20 protein-coding genes and 1 tRNA gene are annotated in these 19181 nt (G+C 61.6%); 11 read left to right on the forward strand and 10 right to left on the reverse strand.

Annotated elements, in window-relative coordinates; genetic code table 11:
* Positions 1-41: 41 nt before the first annotated feature.
* On the reverse strand, positions 42-1166 hold the full coding sequence (locus tag ACR0NB_RS18480; protein WP_480776463.1) for an ROK family transcriptional regulator: 1125 nt from the start codon (positions 1164-1166) through the stop codon (positions 42-44).
* A gap of 306 nt (positions 1167-1472) precedes the next feature.
* Between ACR0NB_RS18480 and ACR0NB_RS18485 the strand changes: the two genes are divergently transcribed.
* The 4 genes from ACR0NB_RS18485 to ACR0NB_RS18500 all read left to right on the forward strand — a co-directional run bounded on the left by ACR0NB_RS18485 (position 1473) and on the right by ACR0NB_RS18500 (position 5040).
* Positions 1473-2441, forward strand: a complete 969-nt coding sequence (locus ACR0NB_RS18485) for a sugar ABC transporter substrate-binding protein (protein WP_093965461.1) — start codon at positions 1473-1475, stop codon at positions 2439-2441.
* Between the two features lie 114 nt (positions 2442-2555).
* On the forward strand, positions 2556-3629 hold the full coding sequence (locus ACR0NB_RS18490; protein ID WP_093965462.1) for an ABC transporter permease: 1074 nt from the start codon (positions 2556-2558) through the stop codon (positions 3627-3629).
* The gene (locus ACR0NB_RS18495; RefSeq protein ID WP_170342885.1) at positions 3629-4405 is read left to right on the forward strand and encodes an ATP-binding cassette domain-containing protein; all 777 of its coding nucleotides are present in this window, start codon (positions 3629-3631) and stop codon (positions 4403-4405) included. The genes ACR0NB_RS18490 and ACR0NB_RS18495 overlap by 1 nt, the downstream gene beginning before the upstream one ends.
* The gene (locus tag ACR0NB_RS18500) at positions 4402-5040 is read left to right on the forward strand and encodes a nucleoside/nucleotide kinase family protein (protein ID WP_480776454.1); all 639 of its coding nucleotides are present in this window, start codon (positions 4402-4404) and stop codon (positions 5038-5040) included. The genes ACR0NB_RS18495 and ACR0NB_RS18500 overlap by 4 nt, the downstream gene beginning before the upstream one ends.
* On the opposite strand, the gene ACR0NB_RS18505 is transcribed toward ACR0NB_RS18500, so the two are convergent.
* The 3 genes from ACR0NB_RS18505 to ACR0NB_RS18515 all read right to left on the reverse strand — a co-directional run bounded on the left by ACR0NB_RS18505 (position 5037) and on the right by ACR0NB_RS18515 (position 7227).
* The gene (locus ACR0NB_RS18505) at positions 5037-5555 is read right to left on the reverse strand and encodes a GNAT family N-acetyltransferase (protein WP_170392442.1); all 519 of its coding nucleotides are present in this window, start codon (positions 5553-5555) and stop codon (positions 5037-5039) included. The genes ACR0NB_RS18500 and ACR0NB_RS18505 overlap by 4 nt on opposite strands.
* Entirely contained in the window at positions 5552-6106 is a 555-nt protein-coding gene (locus tag ACR0NB_RS18510) for a helix-turn-helix domain-containing protein (protein ID WP_480776455.1), read from the reverse strand. Before ACR0NB_RS18510 ends, ACR0NB_RS18505 begins: the two co-directional genes overlap by 4 nt.
* Positions 6107-6213: 107 nt before the next feature.
* Entirely contained in the window at positions 6214-7227 is a 1014-nt protein-coding gene (locus ACR0NB_RS18515; RefSeq protein ID WP_480776456.1) for a Fe(3+) ABC transporter substrate-binding protein, read from the reverse strand.
* 237 nt (positions 7228-7464) lie between these two features.
* On the opposite strand from ACR0NB_RS18515, the gene ACR0NB_RS18520 reads away from it, so the two are divergent.
* Positions 7465-7881 carry a hypothetical protein gene (locus ACR0NB_RS18520; protein ID WP_480776457.1) on the forward strand — a complete coding sequence of 139 codons (417 nt, stop codon included), beginning with the start codon at positions 7465-7467 and terminating at the stop codon, positions 7879-7881.
* A gap of 55 nt (positions 7882-7936) precedes the next feature.
* Here the strand turns inward: ACR0NB_RS18520 and ykgO are convergent, their stop codons facing one another.
* The gene (gene ykgO / locus ACR0NB_RS18525; protein ID WP_005648635.1) at positions 7937-8062 is read right to left on the reverse strand and encodes a type B 50S ribosomal protein L36; all 126 of its coding nucleotides are present in this window, start codon (positions 8060-8062) and stop codon (positions 7937-7939) included.
* Positions 8063-8155: 93 nt separating this feature from the next.
* Positions 8156-8230: transfer RNA gene (locus tag ACR0NB_RS18530), tRNA-Val, on the reverse strand.
* A 148-nt stretch (positions 8231-8378) separates the two neighbouring features.
* On the opposite strand from ACR0NB_RS18530, the gene ACR0NB_RS18535 reads away from it, so the two are divergent.
* Entirely contained in the window at positions 8379-9239 is an 861-nt protein-coding gene (locus tag ACR0NB_RS18535) for an N-formylglutamate amidohydrolase (protein ID WP_170368103.1), read from the forward strand.
* 6 nt (positions 9240-9245) lie between these two features.
* On the opposite strand, the gene ACR0NB_RS18540 is transcribed toward ACR0NB_RS18535, so the two are convergent.
* Both ACR0NB_RS18540 and pyrF read right to left on the reverse strand, forming a co-directional pair.
* Positions 9246-10499 carry a DNA polymerase IV gene (locus ACR0NB_RS18540; RefSeq protein ID WP_170372775.1) on the reverse strand — a complete coding sequence of 418 codons (1254 nt, stop codon included), beginning with the start codon at positions 10497-10499 and terminating at the stop codon, positions 9246-9248.
* Positions 10500-10872: 373 nt separating this feature from the next.
* Positions 10873-11589 carry an orotidine-5'-phosphate decarboxylase gene (gene pyrF / locus ACR0NB_RS18545; RefSeq protein WP_170442140.1) on the reverse strand — a complete coding sequence of 239 codons (717 nt, stop codon included), beginning with the start codon at positions 11587-11589 and terminating at the stop codon, positions 10873-10875.
* An 87-nt stretch (positions 11590-11676) separates the two neighbouring features.
* Between pyrF and ACR0NB_RS18550 the strand changes: the two genes are divergently transcribed.
* From ACR0NB_RS18550 to clpB, 3 genes are all read left to right on the forward strand, one after another.
* On the forward strand, positions 11677-12933 hold the full coding sequence (locus ACR0NB_RS18550; RefSeq protein WP_170526337.1) for a tetratricopeptide repeat protein: 1257 nt from the start codon (positions 11677-11679) through the stop codon (positions 12931-12933).
* Between the two features lie 100 nt (positions 12934-13033).
* Positions 13034-13348, forward strand: coding sequence for a hypothetical protein (locus ACR0NB_RS18555; RefSeq protein WP_170368110.1), 315 nt, complete (start codon positions 13034-13036; stop codon positions 13346-13348).
* Positions 13349-13475: 127 nt separating this feature from the next.
* On the forward strand, positions 13476-16094 hold the full coding sequence (gene clpB / locus ACR0NB_RS18560; protein ID WP_480776458.1) for an ATP-dependent chaperone ClpB: 2619 nt from the start codon (positions 13476-13478) through the stop codon (positions 16092-16094).
* Positions 16095-16158: 64 nt separating this feature from the next.
* Here clpB and ACR0NB_RS18565 read toward each other — a convergent pair whose 3' ends face one another.
* On the reverse strand, positions 16159-17142 hold the full coding sequence (locus ACR0NB_RS18565; protein WP_170368111.1) for a hypothetical protein: 984 nt from the start codon (positions 17140-17142) through the stop codon (positions 16159-16161).
* A 224-nt stretch (positions 17143-17366) separates the two neighbouring features.
* Here ACR0NB_RS18565 and msrP point away from each other — a divergent pair, with 224 nt between their 5' ends.
* Entirely contained in the window at positions 17367-18269 is a 903-nt protein-coding gene (gene msrP, locus ACR0NB_RS18570) for a protein-methionine-sulfoxide reductase catalytic subunit MsrP (RefSeq protein WP_480776459.1), read from the forward strand.
* A gap of 4 nt (positions 18270-18273) precedes the next feature.
* On the forward strand, positions 18274-18888 hold the full coding sequence (gene msrQ / locus ACR0NB_RS18575) for a protein-methionine-sulfoxide reductase heme-binding subunit MsrQ (protein ID WP_480776460.1): 615 nt from the start codon (positions 18274-18276) through the stop codon (positions 18886-18888).
* A gap of 67 nt (positions 18889-18955) precedes the next feature.
* Here the strand turns inward: msrQ and ACR0NB_RS18580 are convergent.
* On the reverse strand, positions 18956-19181 hold a 226-nt coding region (locus tag ACR0NB_RS18580), incomplete at its 5' end, for a hypothetical protein (RefSeq protein ID WP_480776461.1).

Here is a 19181-nt window from a genome sequence, read left to right on the forward strand (position 1 = left end):
GCGAAACCTCGCCAATGCTATTGGAGGTCCGCAGCTGTCGCTCAGGTTTCGACAAGGTATCTGTCCGACAGAGGCAAGCTGGCTGCCCCCAGGGCGCGGGCATCCGGACCCACCGACCCGGCCAGAACCGAGGGTTGCTCGAGCCCGGTGAAGTTGAGCTGGGAGAGATGCGTCTCAACACGTTCGATCAAGCGCGCGGTAACGCTCTCGGGCATCCAGCCGTCGATTTTCACCGTTTCAAAGTCGATCAGGCTGCAGGAAGACAGGATCGCATAGGCCAGACCTTTCGCGGCCTCGTCCATCCATGCTTCGAGAAGCGTGTCCGGCATGTCCCAATGGTCCGGGGTCTCCCACATGTGGAAGGGATCCAGCCCTGCGGCGACAAGCTTCTGCTCAAGCACGCACAGGCTGGCGACATCGATCAGGGGTTTGACTTCGCCCGAGCCGACGGGAACCGGCAACGGACCCAAGGCGCCTGCATTCCCGCGCCCGGAAAAAATGACGCCGTTCAGGACGACTCCCCCGCCAATGAAGTACCCCATGTAGAAATACAGAAAGTTCCGCGGCCTTTCGGATGGCCCGAACACCAACTCTGCCCCGCAAGCCGCGGTGGCATCATTCTGCAAATAGACGGGGATGTCTCGCGCTTGGGAAAGACTGGCTTGCAGATCGGCCGAGCGCCATGGATCCATCTTTTCTTGTGGGACATTCAGGGTCTGCGCCCAATCCCAGAGATAGAAGGGCATCGCAATGCCCAACCCGGCAACCCGGTCACGCGATGCTGCCGCCATCTGGTTTATCATCCGGTCCAATGTGCCCGTGGCGAAATCCAATGTCGCACCGGGGGTGGGATAGTCATAGGTCTCGCGCGCGCGATCCCGTACTTTGCCCAGGAAATCGGTCAATACCAGCTCGGTGCTGCGGCGGCCGACCTTCAGCCCCAGAAAATAGGCCCCATCCGGATTCAGGCGCATTGGCACGGAGGGTTGCCCAACCCTGCCACGTTGTGGCTCGCCCCTCAGCAGCAACCCATCGCTTTCCAGTTGGCGCATGATCACCGAGACAGTCTGCGCCGACAATCCGGTCATGCGGGCCAGCTCCGATTTGGCGAGCGCCTGGTGCCGGCGGACCAGTGACAGCACCAGTCGTTCGTTGTGGGCGCGCATGCCACTTTGGTTCGTCCCGCGCACGGTCGAAACGCGCTCGGGCGGATTGCTTTGCGCTGATTGTTCGTCGGGCACGGGCCGCTCCTCCTTCAGTCAAGAATGTGGATGCGCCTACCCAGTGTCAATAATAAATAAGAGTGATTTATTTATTGACAGAACTCGAGAATCACCGGATGGTTTGACGCATGGGAGCCGGAAGAAATCCGTTCGGATTCCTTAGATGCCCGTCGGGTATCGGAGATATTGGGAGGAAAAGCCTTGAAGATTTCAGCATTTGCTGGCGCGACCGCGCTGGCCTTTACAGCCATGGCAGGCGCTGCCGCCGCGCAGGACACGGTCTGCCTGATCACCAAAACCGACACCAACCCCTTCTTCGTGAAGATGAAAGAGGGGGCCACCGCCAAGGCCGAAGAGCTGGGCATGACGCTCAAGGCGTTTGCCGGCAAGATCGACGGCGACCATGAGACACAGGTGCAGGCGATCGAGACCTGCATTCTGGACGGCGCCAAGGGTATCCTGTTGACCGCATCCGATACCTCGTCGATCGTTCCAGCCGTCCAGCAGGCGCGCGACGCGGGTGTGTTGGTCATCGCGCTGGATACACCGCTCGAACCGATCGACTCGGCGGACGCGACTTTCGCAACCGACAACTTTCTGGCGGGCGAACTGATTGGCAAATGGGCCGCAGCCACGCTGGGAGACGAAGCCCAGAATGCGAAGATCGCGATGTTGGATCTCGCAGTCAGCCAGCCCTCGGTCGGGGTTCTGCGCGATCAGGGCTTCCTGCAGGGCTTCGGCATTGACCTGGGCGACCCGAACAAATGGGGCGACGAAACCGACCCGCGCATCGTGGGCCATGACGTCACCGCCGGGAACGAAGAGGGTGGCCGCAAAGCCATGGAGAACCTTCTGGCCAAGGACCCGATGGTCAACGTGGTCTATACGATAAACGAACCGGCCGCCGCGGGTGCGTATGAGGCGCTCAAGGCCATTGGCCGCGAAAACGACGTGCTGATCGTATCTGTCGACGGCGGCTGCCCCGGCGTGCAGAACGTGGCCGACGGTGTGATCGGTGCGACCTCGCAGCAATACCCGCTGCTGATGGCGTCGCTTGGCGTCGAAGCGGTCAAGAAATGGGCCGACGAGGGCGTGAAGCCCGAGAACACGCCCGGCAAGGACTTCTATGACACCGGTGTTGCGCTGGTGACGGATAAGCCGGCCGATGGCGTTGAGTCGATTTCGGTCAAAGAGGGCATGGACCTCTGCTGGGGCTGATCTGATCCCATCAGGGGCCGCAGCACGCGGCCCCTGAATTGAACCACGACCTCACCCGAAATTTTGCTAGAGTCGCCCCAAGACGGGAGCTTGACGCATGGGGGAACCTCACTGATGTCCGACACATCGAGACAGTCCGACGATTTCGAAGCCGCAGCCAAAGGCAGCCCGGAACAGGTTGCCGAATTCGAGGATCACCACCGCGGCTTCATGGGGACGGTCCAACACTTTCTGCATGTGAACCCGTCGCTGGTGCCGCTGATCGTTCTGGTCGCGGCGATCCTGATTTTCGGCGCCTTGCTGGGGGCCAAGTTCTTTTCGCCTTTCGCACTGACCCTGATCCTGCAGCAGGTGCAAATCGTCGGCATCGTGGCCGCCGCGCAGAGCCTTGTGATCCTGACCGCCGGGATCGACCTGAGCGTGGGCGCGATCATGGTCATGTCCTCGGTGGTGATGGGCCAGTTCACCTTCCGCTATGGTCTGCCGCCCACGGTGGCGATCCTGTGCGGTCTGGCCATCGGGACCGCCATCGGCGCGGTGAACGGGTTCCTGGTCAGCCGGGTCAAGCTGCCACCCTTCATCGTGACGCTGGGCATGTGGCAGATCGTACTGGCCGCCAACTTCCTGTATTCACAGAATGAAACCATCCGGTCGCAGGAAATCGAGGCCAACGCCCCGATCCTTCAGCTGTTCGGCGCCAAGTTCAATGTCGGCGGGGCGGTGTTCACGGTCGGGGTGATCTTCATGTTGGTGCTGATCCTGGTGCTGGCCTATGCGCTGCGGCATACCGCGTGGGGGCGCCATGTCTATGCCGTGGGCGACGACCCCGAGGCGGCCGAGCTGTCGGGCGTGAATGTGCATCGCACGCTGATGTCGGTCTACATGCTGTCGGGGCTGATCTGCGCCTTTGCCGGCTGGGCGCTGATCGGGCGCATCGGCTCGGTCTCGCCCACCTCGGGGCAGTTGGCCAACATCGAAAGCATCACCGCCGTCGTGATCGGAGGCATTTCCTTGTTCGGGGGGCGCGGGTCGATCCTCGGCTCGTTGTTCGGGGCGCTGATCGTCGGCGTGTTCACCCTCGGCCTGCGGTTGTTGGGCGCGGATGCGCAGTGGACTTTCCTTCTTATCGGCATGCTGATCATCGCCGCCGTGGCCGTGGACCAGTGGATCAGAAAGGTAGCAGCGTGATGGAACCCATCCTCAAAGGGCGCAATCTGGTCAAACGCTATGGCAAGGTCACGGCGCTGGATCATTGCGATTTCGATCTGATGCCGGGCGAAATCCTGGCCGTGATCGGCGACAACGGGGCGGGCAAATCGACCTTGATCAAGGCGGTCTCCGGTGCCGTCGCCCCGGATGAGGGCGAGATCTGGCTGGAAGGGCGCAAGGTCGATTTCCACTCGCCCATCGACGCGCGTGAAGCCGGGATCGAAACGGTCTATCAGACGCTGGCCATGTCGCCCGCCTTGTCGATCACCGACAACATGTTCATGGGGCGCGAGATCCGGCGCAAGGGACCGTTGGGTTCGGTGTTCCGGATGCTCGACCGTCCGGCTATGGAGAAGTTCGCCCGCGACAAGCTGAACGAACTGGGGCTGATGACGATCCAGAACATCAACCAAGCGGTCGAGACCCTGTCGGGTGGACAACGTCAGGGTGTGGCCGTGGCCCGGGCGGCGGCGTTCGGGTCCAAAGTCATCATCCTTGACGAACCCACCGCGGCGCTTGGCGTCAAGGAAAGCCGGCGGGTTCTGGAACTGATCCAAGACGTGAAATCGCGTGGCATTCCGATCATTCTGATAAGCCACAACATGCCCCATGTGTTCGAAGTGGCCGACCGCATCCATGTGCATCGGCTAGGCAAGCGGCTCTGCGTGATCGACCCCAAGGACTACACCATGTCCGATGCCGTGGCCTTCATGACGGGTGCCAAAGAGCCCCCGGAACAGGATCGCGCGGCATGACGGCCGAAGGGTCATCGCCACAGGCGCTGGCCGAGCGGATCGCCGATGCCGCAGCCGGGCTGGCGAGCGGCGAAGCGCGCCAGCTTGTTGCCGTGGCCGGGCCGCCGGGTGCGGGGAAATCCACCGTGGCCGCTCTTGCCCAACAGGCGCTGCAGGGGCGCGGCACTCCGACCGGGCTGCTGTCGATGGATGGTTTCCACTATGACAACCAGATCCTGACGGCACGCGATCTGCTACCGCGCAAGGGTGCGCCCGAGACATTCGACCTGCCGGGCTTTCACGCCTTGTTGCGCCGCCTTCAGGCCGAAGACGAGGTCGCCGTGCCCGAATTCGACCGCGTGCTCGACAAGTCCATCGCAGCCTGTTCGTTCGTGACCCGCGACCAGCAGGTGGTGATCGTCGAAGGGAACTATCTCCTGCTGGACGAACCGGGATGGAACGATCTTCACGACCTGTGGGCGCTGACCGTGTTTCTGGACGTGCCCCTGCCGAAACTCGAGGCGCGCCTGCTGGACCGTTGGATCGGGCTGGGCCTGCCGCGCGACGAAGCCGAGCGCCGAGCCTTCGCCAATGACATTCCCAACGCCCGACGCGTGGTGCAGAACTCGGGCGCGGCCGACCTGGTGCTGCGTTAGCCGAACGCCTTGTACATGTAGGTGGTGGGTTCGAACACGGGCTCGAACGGGTTGCGGCAATAGCCGGGAATCTCTCCGGCAGTTTCAAAGCCCAGGCTTTGGTACAGGATGCGCGACGGGTCGGTGCTGCGCGTGTCCAGCACCAACAGGGTTCGGCCAAGTTCGGCGGCGCGCTCTTGCAGGGCACCCATCAAGGCGCGGCCCAGCCCGCGCCGCCGTGCGTCGGGATGCACCAGCAGCTTGGCCACATCGGCGCGGTGCGGCTGGTTGGGCATCGCAGCCGGAATGAGCTGAACCGTCCCTTGGATGCGTCCGTCGCCATAGGCCACGAAAAGATCCAGTTCTCCGGCTGACAGCGCCGGGCGCACGCGCTCCTGCCAATAGGCGCGCGCGGCGTCACGGGAAAACGGCAGAACGAACCCTATGCTGGCGCCGGTATGCACGCAGCCATGCAGGACATCCGCCAGATCCTCCACCGCTTGGTCAAAAGTCGTTTCGGTCAGGCGTGTAATCATATCAGCACCAGAATGTAGCGGGCGCCGCGGGACGCATCGGTTTCAAAACGGGTCGCGCCTGACAGATGATAACGCAGGCAATCACCCCCGTTCAGCGCATGGGACGTTCCATCAACGGTCAGGGTCAGCGCGCCATCCAGCACGATCAAGTGATGTTCCTGCCCGGGACGTGGCGGTGCGTCATAGGTGATCGTTGTGCCGGGTGGGAGGTGACACTCCAGAACCTCGCCCGTCAGCCCCGCCGAGGGGGGCGACACCGACCGGCGCGTGAACCCGGTTTCGGGGTCGCGCCATTCGATCTGCCGTTCGTAAGGAACCTTGGGGTCAAAGCTGTCCTCGACCATCATCAACAGGCGCGACATCGGCAGGCCGTAGGCTGCGCACAATCGGCCAAGATTCTCGGCCGTCGGGCTGACCTCGGCCTTCTCCATGCGCGACAGGGTGGCCCGACTTACACCGCTGGCCTGCGCGAGTTGTTCAAGCGACCAGCCCCGGCTGCGGCGCAGGTCGCTCAGATGGCGCGCGAGGCGGCTGGACAGGTTGTCTAGCATTTCTCATATCCGAGAATCAGTTTCTATAATGAGAAAATAGCGGAAAAAAATAAAATAAAAAGGGGCGCCTGTGCTGCGCCCCTTCAACTGCTCGATATGATGGCGGCTTACTTCCAGCCAACCTCGTTGAAGATCTTCTGGGCCTCGGGGATGTTCTTGGCGACTTCAGACAGGTTCACTTCATCGGCCTTGAATTCACCCAGAGCGGCCACGTTCTCGGCCAGCTCAACACCTGGGACGGCGGGGAATTCATCGTTGCCGTTCGAGAAGTAGACTTGTGCCTGATCGCTGGCGAGGTATTCGAGGAACTTGACCGCATTGTCCTTGTTCGGGGCATGGGCCGCGACGCCCGCACCCGACAGGTTCATGTGTGCGCCTTCGGCATCCTGCGCGGGGAATTGAATTCCGATCATGTCGACGCTGTCCGACAGGCCCTTGACGTCTTTGCGCAGAGCACGTGCAAAGTAGTACGAGTTCGACACGGCGATTTCGCATTCACCGGAGACGATTCCACGCAGCTGATCGGTGTCGCCGCCCTGAGGTTCACGCGCCATGTTGGCCACGACGCCCTCGGCCCATTCTTTGGCCTTTTCGGCGCCATGATGGGTGATGATCGAGGCCAGCAGGGTCTGGTTGTAGGTGTTGCTGGACGACCGGATGCAAACCAGCCCTTTGTATTCAGGGTCGGCCAGATCCAAGTAGGTGGCCGGCGGGTTGGTCACGTCATTCTTGTCGTAGAAGATGATGCGAGCGCGCTGCGAAAAGCCGAACCACTGGTTGTCTTCGTCCTGCAGGTTGGCGGGGATGCGCTCTTCCAGAACTTCGCTGTCGACCGCCTGCAGCAGGCCCGCGTTCTTGGCCCGTGCCAGGCGCGAGGTGTCAACGGTCAGCAGGATGTCGGCGGGCGAGTTCGCGCCTTCGGCTTCCATCCGCGCGATCAGCTCGTCGGCCTTGCCTTCGATGCGGTTGATCTTGATGCCAGTGGCTTCTTCGAAATCGGTGTAGAGACGCTCGTCGGTGTCGTAGTGGCGCGAGGAGTACAGGTTCAGCTCGCCTTCAGCGGCGGCCGATCCGGCGATCAAGGCCGACAGTGCGGCGGCGATAAAGCTCGTGGTTTTCATCTGTGGATGTCCCGGTTGTCGAATCTCATGAGCGGGGTATTTCCCGACTGATTTGCTCAATTAAACGATTTCGGGCGGGATGCAAGAAAATCCGACAAAATTACTTGGTCTAAAGTGTCGCGGCGCTCGTGGGGGGGCAATTTGTTAACCAACAATTTGTTAACCAAGTCGGGGCAATCTGGCGGGGTCACGCCGCCGTCGGTCCGGTTCGGCGCAGATGCGGAAGGGGCTGTTGAAATGGTCGAAATGTTGCTGGAAGCCGTGACGCTGCTGTTGCTTCTTTTGCTGGTCGCGGGGCCGGTCTGGCTTTGCGTCAGGTTTCCGGATTTTCCGAACGGGTTCACTTGGAGTTTCGTGGCCGTCGTCGGCCTGACCATCCTGCTTTCGTGGTGGCGCGACTACGCGCTTGATCTTGAACTGCTTGCAATGGGCGTGGATCTTGACGGCTTCACGACCGATGACAGGATGCGCGATGTTGCGCCACATTTGCGGGACCGGGCCGAGCGCATGGTCTTTTCCCCCGAACGGTTGGGCGTCGGCTGGCCGATAAAGGCGGGGTTCGCCCTGTTCGTTTCAGTCCCCTACGCGATCGCGGTCTGTTGCATAACATGGCTGGTGCGGAGGGTTTGCAGACGGGGCCGCAGGGCCAATTGAACACAAAAAAACCGCGCCCGGAGGCGCGGTTCTTTGAAACAGCGATTTGCCGTTCTCAGCCCTGACGAGCTTTGAACTTGCGCTGCGTCTTGTTGATCACATAGACGCGGCCTTTGCGACGCACAACCCGGCAGTCGCGGTGCCGGTTCTTGAGCGAGCGGAGCGAGTTCTTGACCTTCATGGTCTCTCTCCAATTCTGCGGCGCCTTCATCAAGGACGTGGCCAGCGCCTGGGTTAGCGGGTGCCCCGGGTCAGACCCGAAACAGTGAAACGATGGTGGGCGGTACAAGGATCGAACTTGTGACCCCTTCGATGTCAACGAAGTGCTCTACCGCTGAGCTAACCGCCCACTTTCCCTTTGCGTATCCTGCCCCATAACGAAACGGGGCGCGGATCTCCGCGCCGGTGGAGGGGTCTATAAAAGGAGTCGCGAAGGGGTTCAAGGGGTTTGGTCCAACAATTTTCCGGTCTATGTTATCGGCAAAGAAGGAGAGGCCATGCACAGCGCCGCATACGCTTTGGAAATGCCCGCAGAACGCACGTCGTGCGTTGTTTTTTCTTCGCCACATAGCGGCCGGAACTATGTGCCGGGCTTTCTGGATCGTTCGGTTCTGAACCGCAATGTGATTCGCTCTTCCGAAGATGCCTTTGTCGATCAACTGTTCGCTTCCGCCTCGATCCATGGCGCACCGTTGATTGCGGCGCAGATGCCGCGCGCGTTCCTTGACCTCAACCGCAGCGCCGAGGAACTGGATCCCGCGTTGATTCTGGGCGCGCGCCGTCAAGGGCACAACCCGCGCGTGGTGTCGGGGTTGGGCGTGATCCCCCGTGTCGTCTCCAACGGTCGCGCAATCTACAGCGGCAAGCTTACGATGGACGAAGCGCGCCTGCGCATCGACACCTATTGGCGCCCCTATCACGCCCGCCTGAAGTCTCTTTTGGCCGAATCGATCGACATGTTTGGACAGGCCATCCTGATCGACTGCCATTCGATGCCGCACGAGGCTGTTGCCATGGCCGGGAACCCCAAGGGGCGCCGTCCCGAGATCGTGCTGGGGGATCGATTTGGTGCCTCGGCATCGGGCGTCATTGTTGATCAGATCGAAGCGGCCTTTTCGTCCGCCGGTCTGACCGTGGCCCGCAACACGCCCTTTGCAGGGGCGTACGTGACCCAGACCTACGGGCGTCCCGCCCGTCATCAGCATGCGATTCAGATCGAGATCGACCGGGCGCTCTACATGAATGAGAACACGATCGAGCCCAACGCCAATTTCCTGGCGTTCAGGGATATTCTGGAAGAAGTCATCGCGGATATCGCCCGAATTGGTTCTCAGCCGGCACGGTTGGCCGCCGAATAGGAAGAGCTACCGCAGCGCTCGGCCCTTCACGATTGCATCAGTTCCATATTTTCGCCGGATCTCGTCGGTCGCACGCTCTGCTTTCGAGCGTTGCGTGGCCCCGGGGTCCAGCAGGTCGCCGGAAATGTCGGCCTGATCTTCGGCGCACAGATCTGACAATCCGCAGCCCAGCAGACGATAGGGGCCTTGATCGCCGACCTGATCGAACAGCCCGCGGGCGGTGCGGTAGATGCGGTCGGCCATCTGTGTCGCATCCCGCAACGAGACTCGGCGGGTCAGGAGTTTGTGGTTGGCCTTCTTGAGCTTCAGCGTCACGACCCGCCCGGCCAGCCCCTTGGCCTTCGCACGGTCGGCCACCTTTTCGGCCATGCGCCAAAGGTGGCCGTCCAGAATGTCGGGGTTGGCGGTGTCCTCGAAAAACGTTGTTTCATTGCTGATCGACTTCATCGGCTCGTGGGCTGAAACGCGCCGCTTGTCCTGCCCTCTGGCCAGGTGCCACAGCCGATAGCCCATCGAGCCGAAGCGCGCCGTGAGGGCCTCTTGATCCCATCGCAGCAAGTCCGAGAATATGCGAATGCCGGCCCGTTCCAGTGACTCCTGCGCAGCCGGTCCGATGCCCCAGATCAACCGCACCGGCTTGTCGTTCAGAAACTCGGCGGTTTCCGCCTTGCCGATCACGGAAAACCCGCGCGGTTTGTCCAGGTCGGACGCCACCTTGGCCAGAAACTTGTTGTGCGAAAGCCCGATCGAGCCTGTCAGGCCCAGCTCGTCTTTCATGCGTTTGACCAGCCGTGCCAGCATCACCGCGGGCGGCGCGCCATGCAGTCGCTGGGTGCCTGACAGGTCCATGAACGCCTCGTCCAGTGACAGGGGTTCGATATCCGGTGTCAGTTCGTCCATCATCGCGCGGATCTGCCGTGAGACCTCGACGTAGACGGACATGCGCGGTTTGATCACCACTGCATCGGGGCATAGTTTCAGTGCTTGAAACATTGGCATGGCCGAGCGCACGCCGCGAATACGCGCCACATAGCAGGCCGTTGACACCACGCCACGCCGTCCCCCGCCGATGATCACCGGCTTATCCGCCAGTTCGGGGTTGTCGCGCTTTTCGACCGAGGCATAGAACGCGTCGCAATCCATATGGGCGATGGTCAGATCGAACAGCTCTGGATGCCGCAACACCCGCGGGCTGCCGCAGGAGGGGCAGCGCCGTTCGTCGTGAAGACTGGCAAGGCAATCGCGACAGAGAGCGGGCATCATTTCCTTTCCACGGGCACCGTGAATGAGCGGTCTGGCCGAGGTGCCAAAAGTACAACACCGCACGCTGCAGCGCAAAGCGATTGAACGAAAAGGTGGGGCCGACAAGAAGACCCCCCGCAGTTTCGCGGGGGGAGGTAACGGGCCTCAGGAAGACGCGGCCCGTTGGGGAGTGTCTCTTGATCAGAATCGCCCAAAAATGTCGATTTCGATAGGCCTACGAAGCAGGTCCCAAAACTCGTGTTTTTCATGTGTGTTTTGGGGCACAGAGGCAATTTGGCGCGGCCGCGGCCAAAAGTGACGCAAGGTCAACCGCTTGCGGGCCAAATCGTGCTTCTGGAATGGTGATTTGACGCGACTTGCCCTCGAAAGGTTACACCGAACGCAACTCGGCCAGAACGGCGTCGGCTGCAGCTTTGGGGTCGACGGCTTGATAAATCGGCCGCCCGACCACGATGTGATCGGCCCCGTCACTGATTGCGGCGGTGGGTGTCGCGACGCGTTTCTGATCGCCAAGGTCCGATCCGGACGGCCGCACGCCGGGGGTGACGATCAGTCGGCCTTCGGCCTGGGGCAAGGCGCGGATCAGGGCCGCCTCTTGCGGGCTGGCGATCACACCGTCGGCGCCGGCCTCGAATGCGCGGGCCGCGCGTTCCAGAACCATGTCCTGCATGTCGCCGGACTTCATCAAACCTGCATCCAGATCGTCACGGTTCAGCGAGGTCAGGATGGTCACCGCCAGGATCTTCAGATCCTTGCCTGCCGCGCCTTCCTTGGCGGCACGCACCACGTGGGGGTCGCCATGCACGGTGAGGAAATCCAGATCGAACTGCGCCAGCCCCCGCACGGCATTCTCGACCGTGTTGCCGATGTCGAACAGCTTCATGTCCAGAAAGATGCGCTTGCCGTGCTCCTGCTTCAGCTCGTTTGCCAAGGCCAACCCGCCACCGGTCAGCATGCCCAGACCGATCTTGTAGAACGATACCGCGTCGCCCAGCGTCGCGGCCATTTTCAGCCCTTCCAGTGCGTTGGGTACGTCGAGGGCGACGATCAGGCGGTCATCTGCGGTTTGGGGCAGGGCTTTGGGCATTGTTTCGACCTTTCAGGCTTGACGGGATCGGCGCTTCTGTAGAGCGTGCGGCGCAATCAGACAAGAAAAGACGCAGGGAAGTACAGGATGATACGGTTGGGTGTGATGGCTTCGGCAGCTGTTTTAGCCGGGGCGGGCGCTGTCTGGGCCGGCGAAACCGATTGCGGAGAGGCCCGACTGGTCTGGGCGGACGTCAAGGACAGCGGGTCGGCAGCAGCCATCCAAAGCTTTGCCGAGGTCTATGCGGAGTGCCCGATTTACTCGCAGCTTGCACGCGAGCAACTGGCCGAATTCAATGGAGGCTCACCTGAACCGGAGGAGGTCAGCGCCCCCAAAGAAGAGACACGACGCCTGCTTGTGACCGACCTGCGACCCCGGCCGGAACCAGACCCCGACGATCCGCCATACGAGCCCGACTATTCGGATGGAGAATATCAGTGCCTGATGGCCGCTGCCGCTCCGGGCCAGTCGCCTTATTTCGACGGGGTGGAATGGGCGGACATGGACGCCGAGAATGCGATGGCGATCTGTGCCGATCTGCTGCTGAAAGACCAGAATGTCGATGCCGAGGTCGTCGCCGCGTTCGGCCGGGCGCTGATGAAAGGCGGCAAGCTGGAAATGGCGCTCGAATTTTCGGAGCTGGCAGCAATGGAAGGCAGCGGGCTGGCGATGAACACGCTCGCTTCGCTCTATAACGAGGGTGAGATCGTTCCCGAAAACGATGAAACGGCGTTCGGGTGGTACATGGCGGCTGCCGATGCCGGCCTGTCCATGGGGATGCACAACGTGGCATACGGCTATGAACACGGCGATGGTGTCGCGCCCGATATCGACAAGGCGCTCGAGTATTATGAACGGGCTGCGTTCTTTGGGTATGATCCTTCTATGGTCCGCCTGGGCATTTTCCATCGCGACGGTACGCATGTCACACAGGATATGGACCGCGCGGTCGACTATCTGGAGCGGGCCGCCGATCACGGAAACGTCGATGCCGCGGTGCATCTGGGCTTGATCTACGAAACCGGCCAGAACGGATATCCCAAGGATATCGAAAAGGCGCTGGAGTATTATTTCCAGGCCGCCGAAGAGGATGACGTCGTGGCGCTGCATAATCTGGGGTCGCTGACCTATCACGGGCGGGACGGCGTGCCCCAGGACACGCAGGCGGCTTTTGTGCTCTGGGGCAGGGCGGCCGAGCTTGGCCATATGGCCTCGCAGCGCAAGTTTGGCCGTTTGCTGCACGAGGCGGGCGAGATCGAAGGCGCGTTGAAATATTACCGTCTTGCGGCCGAGCAGGGCGACGACGTTGCAAAAAAGCTGATCCGGGAAATCGAGGGCGATTGACCCCCACGGCTGGCAGGGGAGGCCCTGGTTTCCCCGCTTTGGCCCAACTGTGCTATGGTGCCGCCATTCAGGACCAAAAATTGCACCAAAGGGACAGACCATGAAGCACCTATTTCCGCTGGCCGCCGTGGCCGCGCTCGCCGCTTGTGAGGAGGCCCCTCCACAACCCGAGACGGGCGCTGCCCCGCCGCCCACCAACGACGATTTGTACCTGGTCGGCGGCTATCGGTCCGAGGATGACTGGTGCCAGTTGACCGGCGAAACCGCCTTTACCGTCAATTTCCTGGACCACACGGCCGACCTTGTCTCGTGCCCCACCGGCAGCGCCGCCGCGCAGTCGCTGGGCGAAATGCAGAATGCTCAGCAGGTGGCCGAAACCGGCGGCTATACCGTCTATACGATTCCCCGGGGCTGAGCGTTTTTTTCACCCGCTACCCTCTTGAAGCAGCGGGAACATTTCCCAAATTGATCCATGAGGCCCGGACCATTGCGTGCTGCCAAGCAGGCGCAAATCCACCGGGCGCTTGGAAAAGGAGAATGCCATGGACTTGAACAAGTTCACCGAGCGTGCACGAGGTTTCGTGCAGGCGGCGCAGACCATTGCGCTGCGCGAGGGACACCAGAGATTGGCTCCCGAACATATTCTGAAAGCACTGATGGATGATGACCAGGGGCTGGCCAGCAATCTGATCAAACGTGCGGGCGGCGCGCCCGAGCGCGTGGTCGAGGCGCTGGATGTTGCCCTGGCCAAGATCCCGAAGGTCAGCGGCGACGCGGGCCAGGTCTATCTGGACGGCCAGACCGCCAAGGTTCTGGACGAAGCCGAGAAGATCGCCAAGAAGGCCGGCGACAGTTTCGTGCCGGTCGAGCGCGTGCTGATGGCGCTGTGCATCGTCAAATCCAAGGCCAAGGAGGCCCTGGAAGCCGGTGCCGTGTCCGCCCAGAAGCTGAACGAGGCGATCAATGACATCCGCAAGGGCCGCACCGCCGACAGCGCCAATGCCGAAGAAGGCTATGACGCGCTGAAGAAATATGCCCGCGACCTGACCGAGGCCGCCCGCGAGGGCAAGATCGACCCGATCATCGGCCGCGACGAGGAAATCCGCCGCGCCATGCAGGTTCTGTCACGCCGGACCAAGAACAACCCGGTTCTGATCGGTGAGCCCGGTGTGGGTAAGACCGCCATCGCCGAAGGTCTGGCTCTGCGCATCGTGAACGGCGACGTTCCGGAATCGCTGAAGGACAAAAAGCTGCTGGCGCTGGACATGGGTGCCCTGATCGCCGGTGCGAAATACCGTGGCGAGTTCGAGGAACGTCTCAAAGCCGTTCTGAACGAGGTCACCGCGGCCGCCGGCGAGATCATCCTGTTCATCGACGAGATGCACACGCTGGTGGGTGCCGGCAAATCCGACGGTGCGATGGATGCGGCCAACCTGATCAAGCCCGCGCTTGCGCGGGGCGAGTTGCACTGCATCGGCGCCACCACGCTGGACGAATACCGCAAATACGTCGAGAAAGACGCGGCCCTTGCCCGCCGATTCCAGCCCGTCTACGTGCAGGAACCCACGGTCGAGGACACGATCAGCATCCTGCGCGGCATCAAGGAAAAATACGAGCTGCACCATGGTGTGCGCATCTCGGATTCGGCGCTTGTGTCGGCCGCGACCTTGTCGCACCGCTACATCACCGACCGCTTCCTGCCCGACAAGGCGATCGACCTCGTGGACGAGGCCGCCTCGCGTCTGCGCATGGAAGTGGACAGCAAGCCCGAAGAGCTGGACCAGCTGGATCGCCAGATCCTGCAACTCCAGATCGAGGAAGAGGCGCTGAAGCTCGAAGATGACGCGGCTTCGAAAGATCGGCTTGAAGCGCTGCAGAAGGAACTGGCCGAGCTCAAGGAGAAATCCGCTGAGATGACCGCCCAGTGGCAGGCCGAGCGGGACAAGCTGGCCAGCGCCCGCGAGCTGAAGGAACAGCTGGACAAGGCGCGTGCCGAGCTGGAGATCGCCAAGCGCGAAGGCAATCTGGCCAAGGCCGGTGAGCTGTCCTATGGCGTGATCCCCGAGCTGGAGCGCAAGCTGGCCGAGGCCGAAAGCCAGGAAAGCAACGCGGTCATGGCCAAGGAAACGGTGCGTCCCGAACAGATCGCAGCCGTGGTCGAACGCTGGACGGGTATCCCGACCTCGAAGATGCTGGAAGGCAAGCGCGAAAAGCTGCTGCGCATGGAAGAAGCGCTGCATGCCCGCGTGGTCGGCCAGGACGAGGCCGTGCGCGCCGTGGCCAATGCCGTGCGTCGGGCCCGGGCCGGTCTGAACGACGAAAACCGCCCGCTGGGCTCGTTCCTGTTCCTCGGCCCGACCGGTGTGGGCAAGACCGAGCTGACCAAGGCCGTCGCCGAATACCTGTTCGACGACGAACACGCGATGGTGCGGATCGACATGTCAGAGTTCATGGAGAAACACGCCGTCGCCCGCCTGATCGGTGCCCCGCCGGGCTATGTCGGCTATGAGGAAGGTGGCGTTCTGACCGAAGCCGTCCGTCGCCGGCCGTACCAGGTGGTTCTGTTCGACGAGGTCGAGAAGGCGCATCCGGACGTGTTCAACGTGCTGTTGCAGGTGTTGGATGACGGTGTGCTGACCGACGGTCAGGGCCGCACGGTCGACTTCAAGCAGACGCTGATCGTGCTGACCTCGAACCTTGGGTCGCAGGCGCTCAGCCAGTTGCCCGAAGGGGCCGATACGGCGCAGGCCAAGCGCGACGTGATGGACGCGGTCCGGGCGCATTTCCGGCCCGAGTTCCTGAACCGTCTGGATGAGACCATCATCTTCGACCGGCTTCAGCGGTCGGACATGGATGCAATCGTCGACATCCAGCTGTCCCGCCTGCGGAAGCGGCTTGCCGGGCGCAAGATCGATCTTGTGCTGGACGATGCCGCCAAGGAGTGGCTGGCCAACGAAGGCTACGACCCGGTCTTCGGGGCGCGTCCGCTCAAGCGCGTAATCCAGCGTGCCCTGCAGAACCCGCTGGCCGAAGCCCTGCTGGCCGGCGACATCCGGGATGGCGACACCGTGCCGGTAACTGCCGGACCCGATGGTCTGATCATCGGCGACCGGTTGGGCACCAGCGACCGCCCGCGCCCGGACGAGGCCGTGGTCCACTAACCTGCGGCTTGGCTGAAACAGGAAAGGCCCGCCAGAAATGGCGGGCCTTTTTCATGCGCACCAATCAGTCGTGGTTCTGACGGCTTTTGCGCAATGCTCGCAAGTCGTCGGCACTCAGGCGCGGACCGGACTCGGGCGATGGCGGCGGTGCCGGCGGAGCCATGCGCTGGGCCGGATCCACCATATGGCGGCTGGGGCGCCCGCCCTGCAGTTTCAGATAGGCCAATACCGCGCCAGCGGATTGCAGGCTCAGCCCCCAAAGCCCGACCAGGATAAAGCTGAGAAACAAGGCCACGGCAGGCCAGATCGGGTTTTCGATGGCGCCGCCTCGGAACAGGCCTTCGATTTCGGTGACGGACGTTGCCAACGCCGGTAGCCCCGCCACGAATGCTACGGCCAGAAAGGCGAGGACGTAAAGCACCATCATCGACACATAGCTGATGGCTACCAAAGCAAAGAGCGGCCAGAAGGAGGCACCCAGATTGCGGAAGGGCGTATAGGGTCGGTCGTCAGGATCGCTGCCCAAGGCTGCCGCAGCCAGGGGAACCAGCAGACTGGCCCGCGCAGCCGAGGCTACCGTGAATACCGCAACCGTGACGACGAGGCCCGCCACCGAAACCGACGCGCCGGCCGAGGTCAGCCAGTCCAGGGCCGGTGTTTCGGGGGTCTTGGTCAGATCAACCAGATTCGGCGCGACCTGAACAAAGGCCAACCCGACCACTGGCGCAAGGATCAGGCCGATCGCAAGAGACTCCGCCGCGCCATAGGCAATGGCGGGAACGATCAGCTTGCGATAGCCCACACCGGGTCGGATCAGCTTCGACTGGAACCCGAACCGGGCGCCGACCATGATCGGGATCACGCCGGATGAGGCGCTGATCAGGAAGGTTGCGATGAACAGTGTTCCGGGCAGGATCAACCCGATGACGAACCCGATCACGCCACCCAACGCGCCGTATAGAAAAAGGCCAATGAGCAGGATCGGGAACGTCACCGCAAAGCGCCACAGGATCGAAAGGGACAAAGGAATGGTTTTGGTCAGTAACACGGGGCGGCCTTCACACAGTCTCTGGTTGTTTCGGCGATATCTTATCGGGTGTGCAGCTTCCATCCCGTTGATGCCGTTCCAAACGGGAGTTTGTCTGTGCGCGACGGGAATGCAACGCAGGCTTCGTTACAGTCCCGTCTCTCAATCGTGACGCAAGTTGCGTTGGTCCGGTGCTAAAACGGGGCTAATTCAAGGCTGATTTTTGTAAATGAACGGAGAACGGAATGGCGCACCGCTGGATCAACACCCTGACACATGCCGATACGACACCGCGGGCGGCGTTCCTGAACCGCCGACAGATCATGGCGGGACTCGCCGGATCGGGGCTGGCGATGATCGCGGGCCGTGCAGGTGCGGAAGATGCGCTGGAGCAGAACACGTGGGAAGAGATCACGTCCTACAACAACTACTATGAGTTCGGGACCCGCAAGGACGACCCTGCGAAATACGCCCATACCCTCAAGACCGAACCATGGAGCGTCACAATCGACGGGTTGGTTGACCGCCCGGGAGAGTATGATTTCCAGGGCATCATGTCCGAAATGACGATCGAAGAACGCATCTACCGTTTCCGCTGTGTCGAGGCCTGGTCGATGGTCGTACCCTGGAGCGGTTTCGAGCTGGCCGATCTGCTGAACATGGCCGGTGTGCAGGAAGGGGCGAAATACGTGGCCTTCGAAACCGCGCTGCGCCCCGACGAGATGCCGGGCGTTGCATATCCGGTTCTGGACTGGCCGTATCGCGAAGGTCTACGGCTGGATGAAGCCATGCATCCGTTGACGATCATGGCGACGGGTATCTATGGCCGCCCGATCCCCAACCAGAACGGCGCCCCGCTGCGCTTGGTGGTTCCGTGGAAATATGGCTTCAAGTCGATCAAATCGATCGTACGCATCACTCTGACCGAGGACGAGCCGCCAACCAGCTGGAACATGGCCAACCCGCGTGAATACGGGTTCTACAGCAACGTGAACCCGACCGTGGATCATCCGCGGTGGTCCCAGGCCTCGGAACGCCGAATCGGCGGCGGGTTGTTTGCCAAGCGACAACCGACACTGATGTTCAACGGTTACGAAGAAGAGGTCGCAGGGCTTTATGACGGTATGGATCTCAGGGAATACTACTGAGGCCATGCACAAGCTGAACCAGATACTGCGCCGCGTTCCTGTCTGGGCGGTCTACATCGCCGGATTGGTTCCGGTGCCTTGGTTGTTCTACCAAGGCATGACCGGTGGCCTTGGGGTCGAACCGATCGAGGCTTTGGAACATGAATATGGAGAACTGGCGCTTCAGTTGATGATCCTGGGTTTGGCGGTCACGCCGCTGAGGCGGCTCACCGGCTTGAACCTCATGAAGTTCAGGCGGGCCATTGGCGTTTTGACCCTATCCTATGTGGCGTGCCACCTTTTGGTTTGGCTGGTTCTGGACGTGCAAGACCCAGGTCAAATTTGGGCAGACATCATAAAGCGACCCTACATCACGGTCGGCATGGTGGCATTCGTTCTGATGCTGCCGCTTGGGATCACGTCGAACAATGCCTCGGTCCGGTGGCTGGGGGCAGCTTGGAGGCGCCTGCACAAGCTGGTCTACCCGGCAGCCATTCTTGCGGGGCTGCATTACGTCATGCTGGTGAAGGGCTTTCAGATCGAGCCTCTGATCTACCTGTTCGTGATTCTTGCCCTGTTGCTGCTGCGGCTGCCCAAACCGGCATTCAATACGGCGTCCCGGCACGCCGATTCCGCATGACTCGGGGGCTGGGCTGTGGGTAACCATGTGGGCAAGTCAGACAGTGAGTGATTTCTCACTGCGAGGCCTAGGCAAAAACTGAGTTCTGGGGAGGTATGACGGCAACAATATATTGAAAATAAACAATAGTTTTTGTTTTCGCGATTTTTTTCCTATTCCTGTCATTTTCTGCTTGCGGTGATTTGTAGTTATCCTTAGAACGCCCTTCACCGGCGCTGCTGAGGCGGTGTTGGTTGGTCGGAAGGACGGCCTGACGGACTGGAAAGACGGTTGAGACGCCTGGGAGAGACCGG

It is taken from the genome of Ruegeria sp. CG3, from assembly GCF_056537205.1.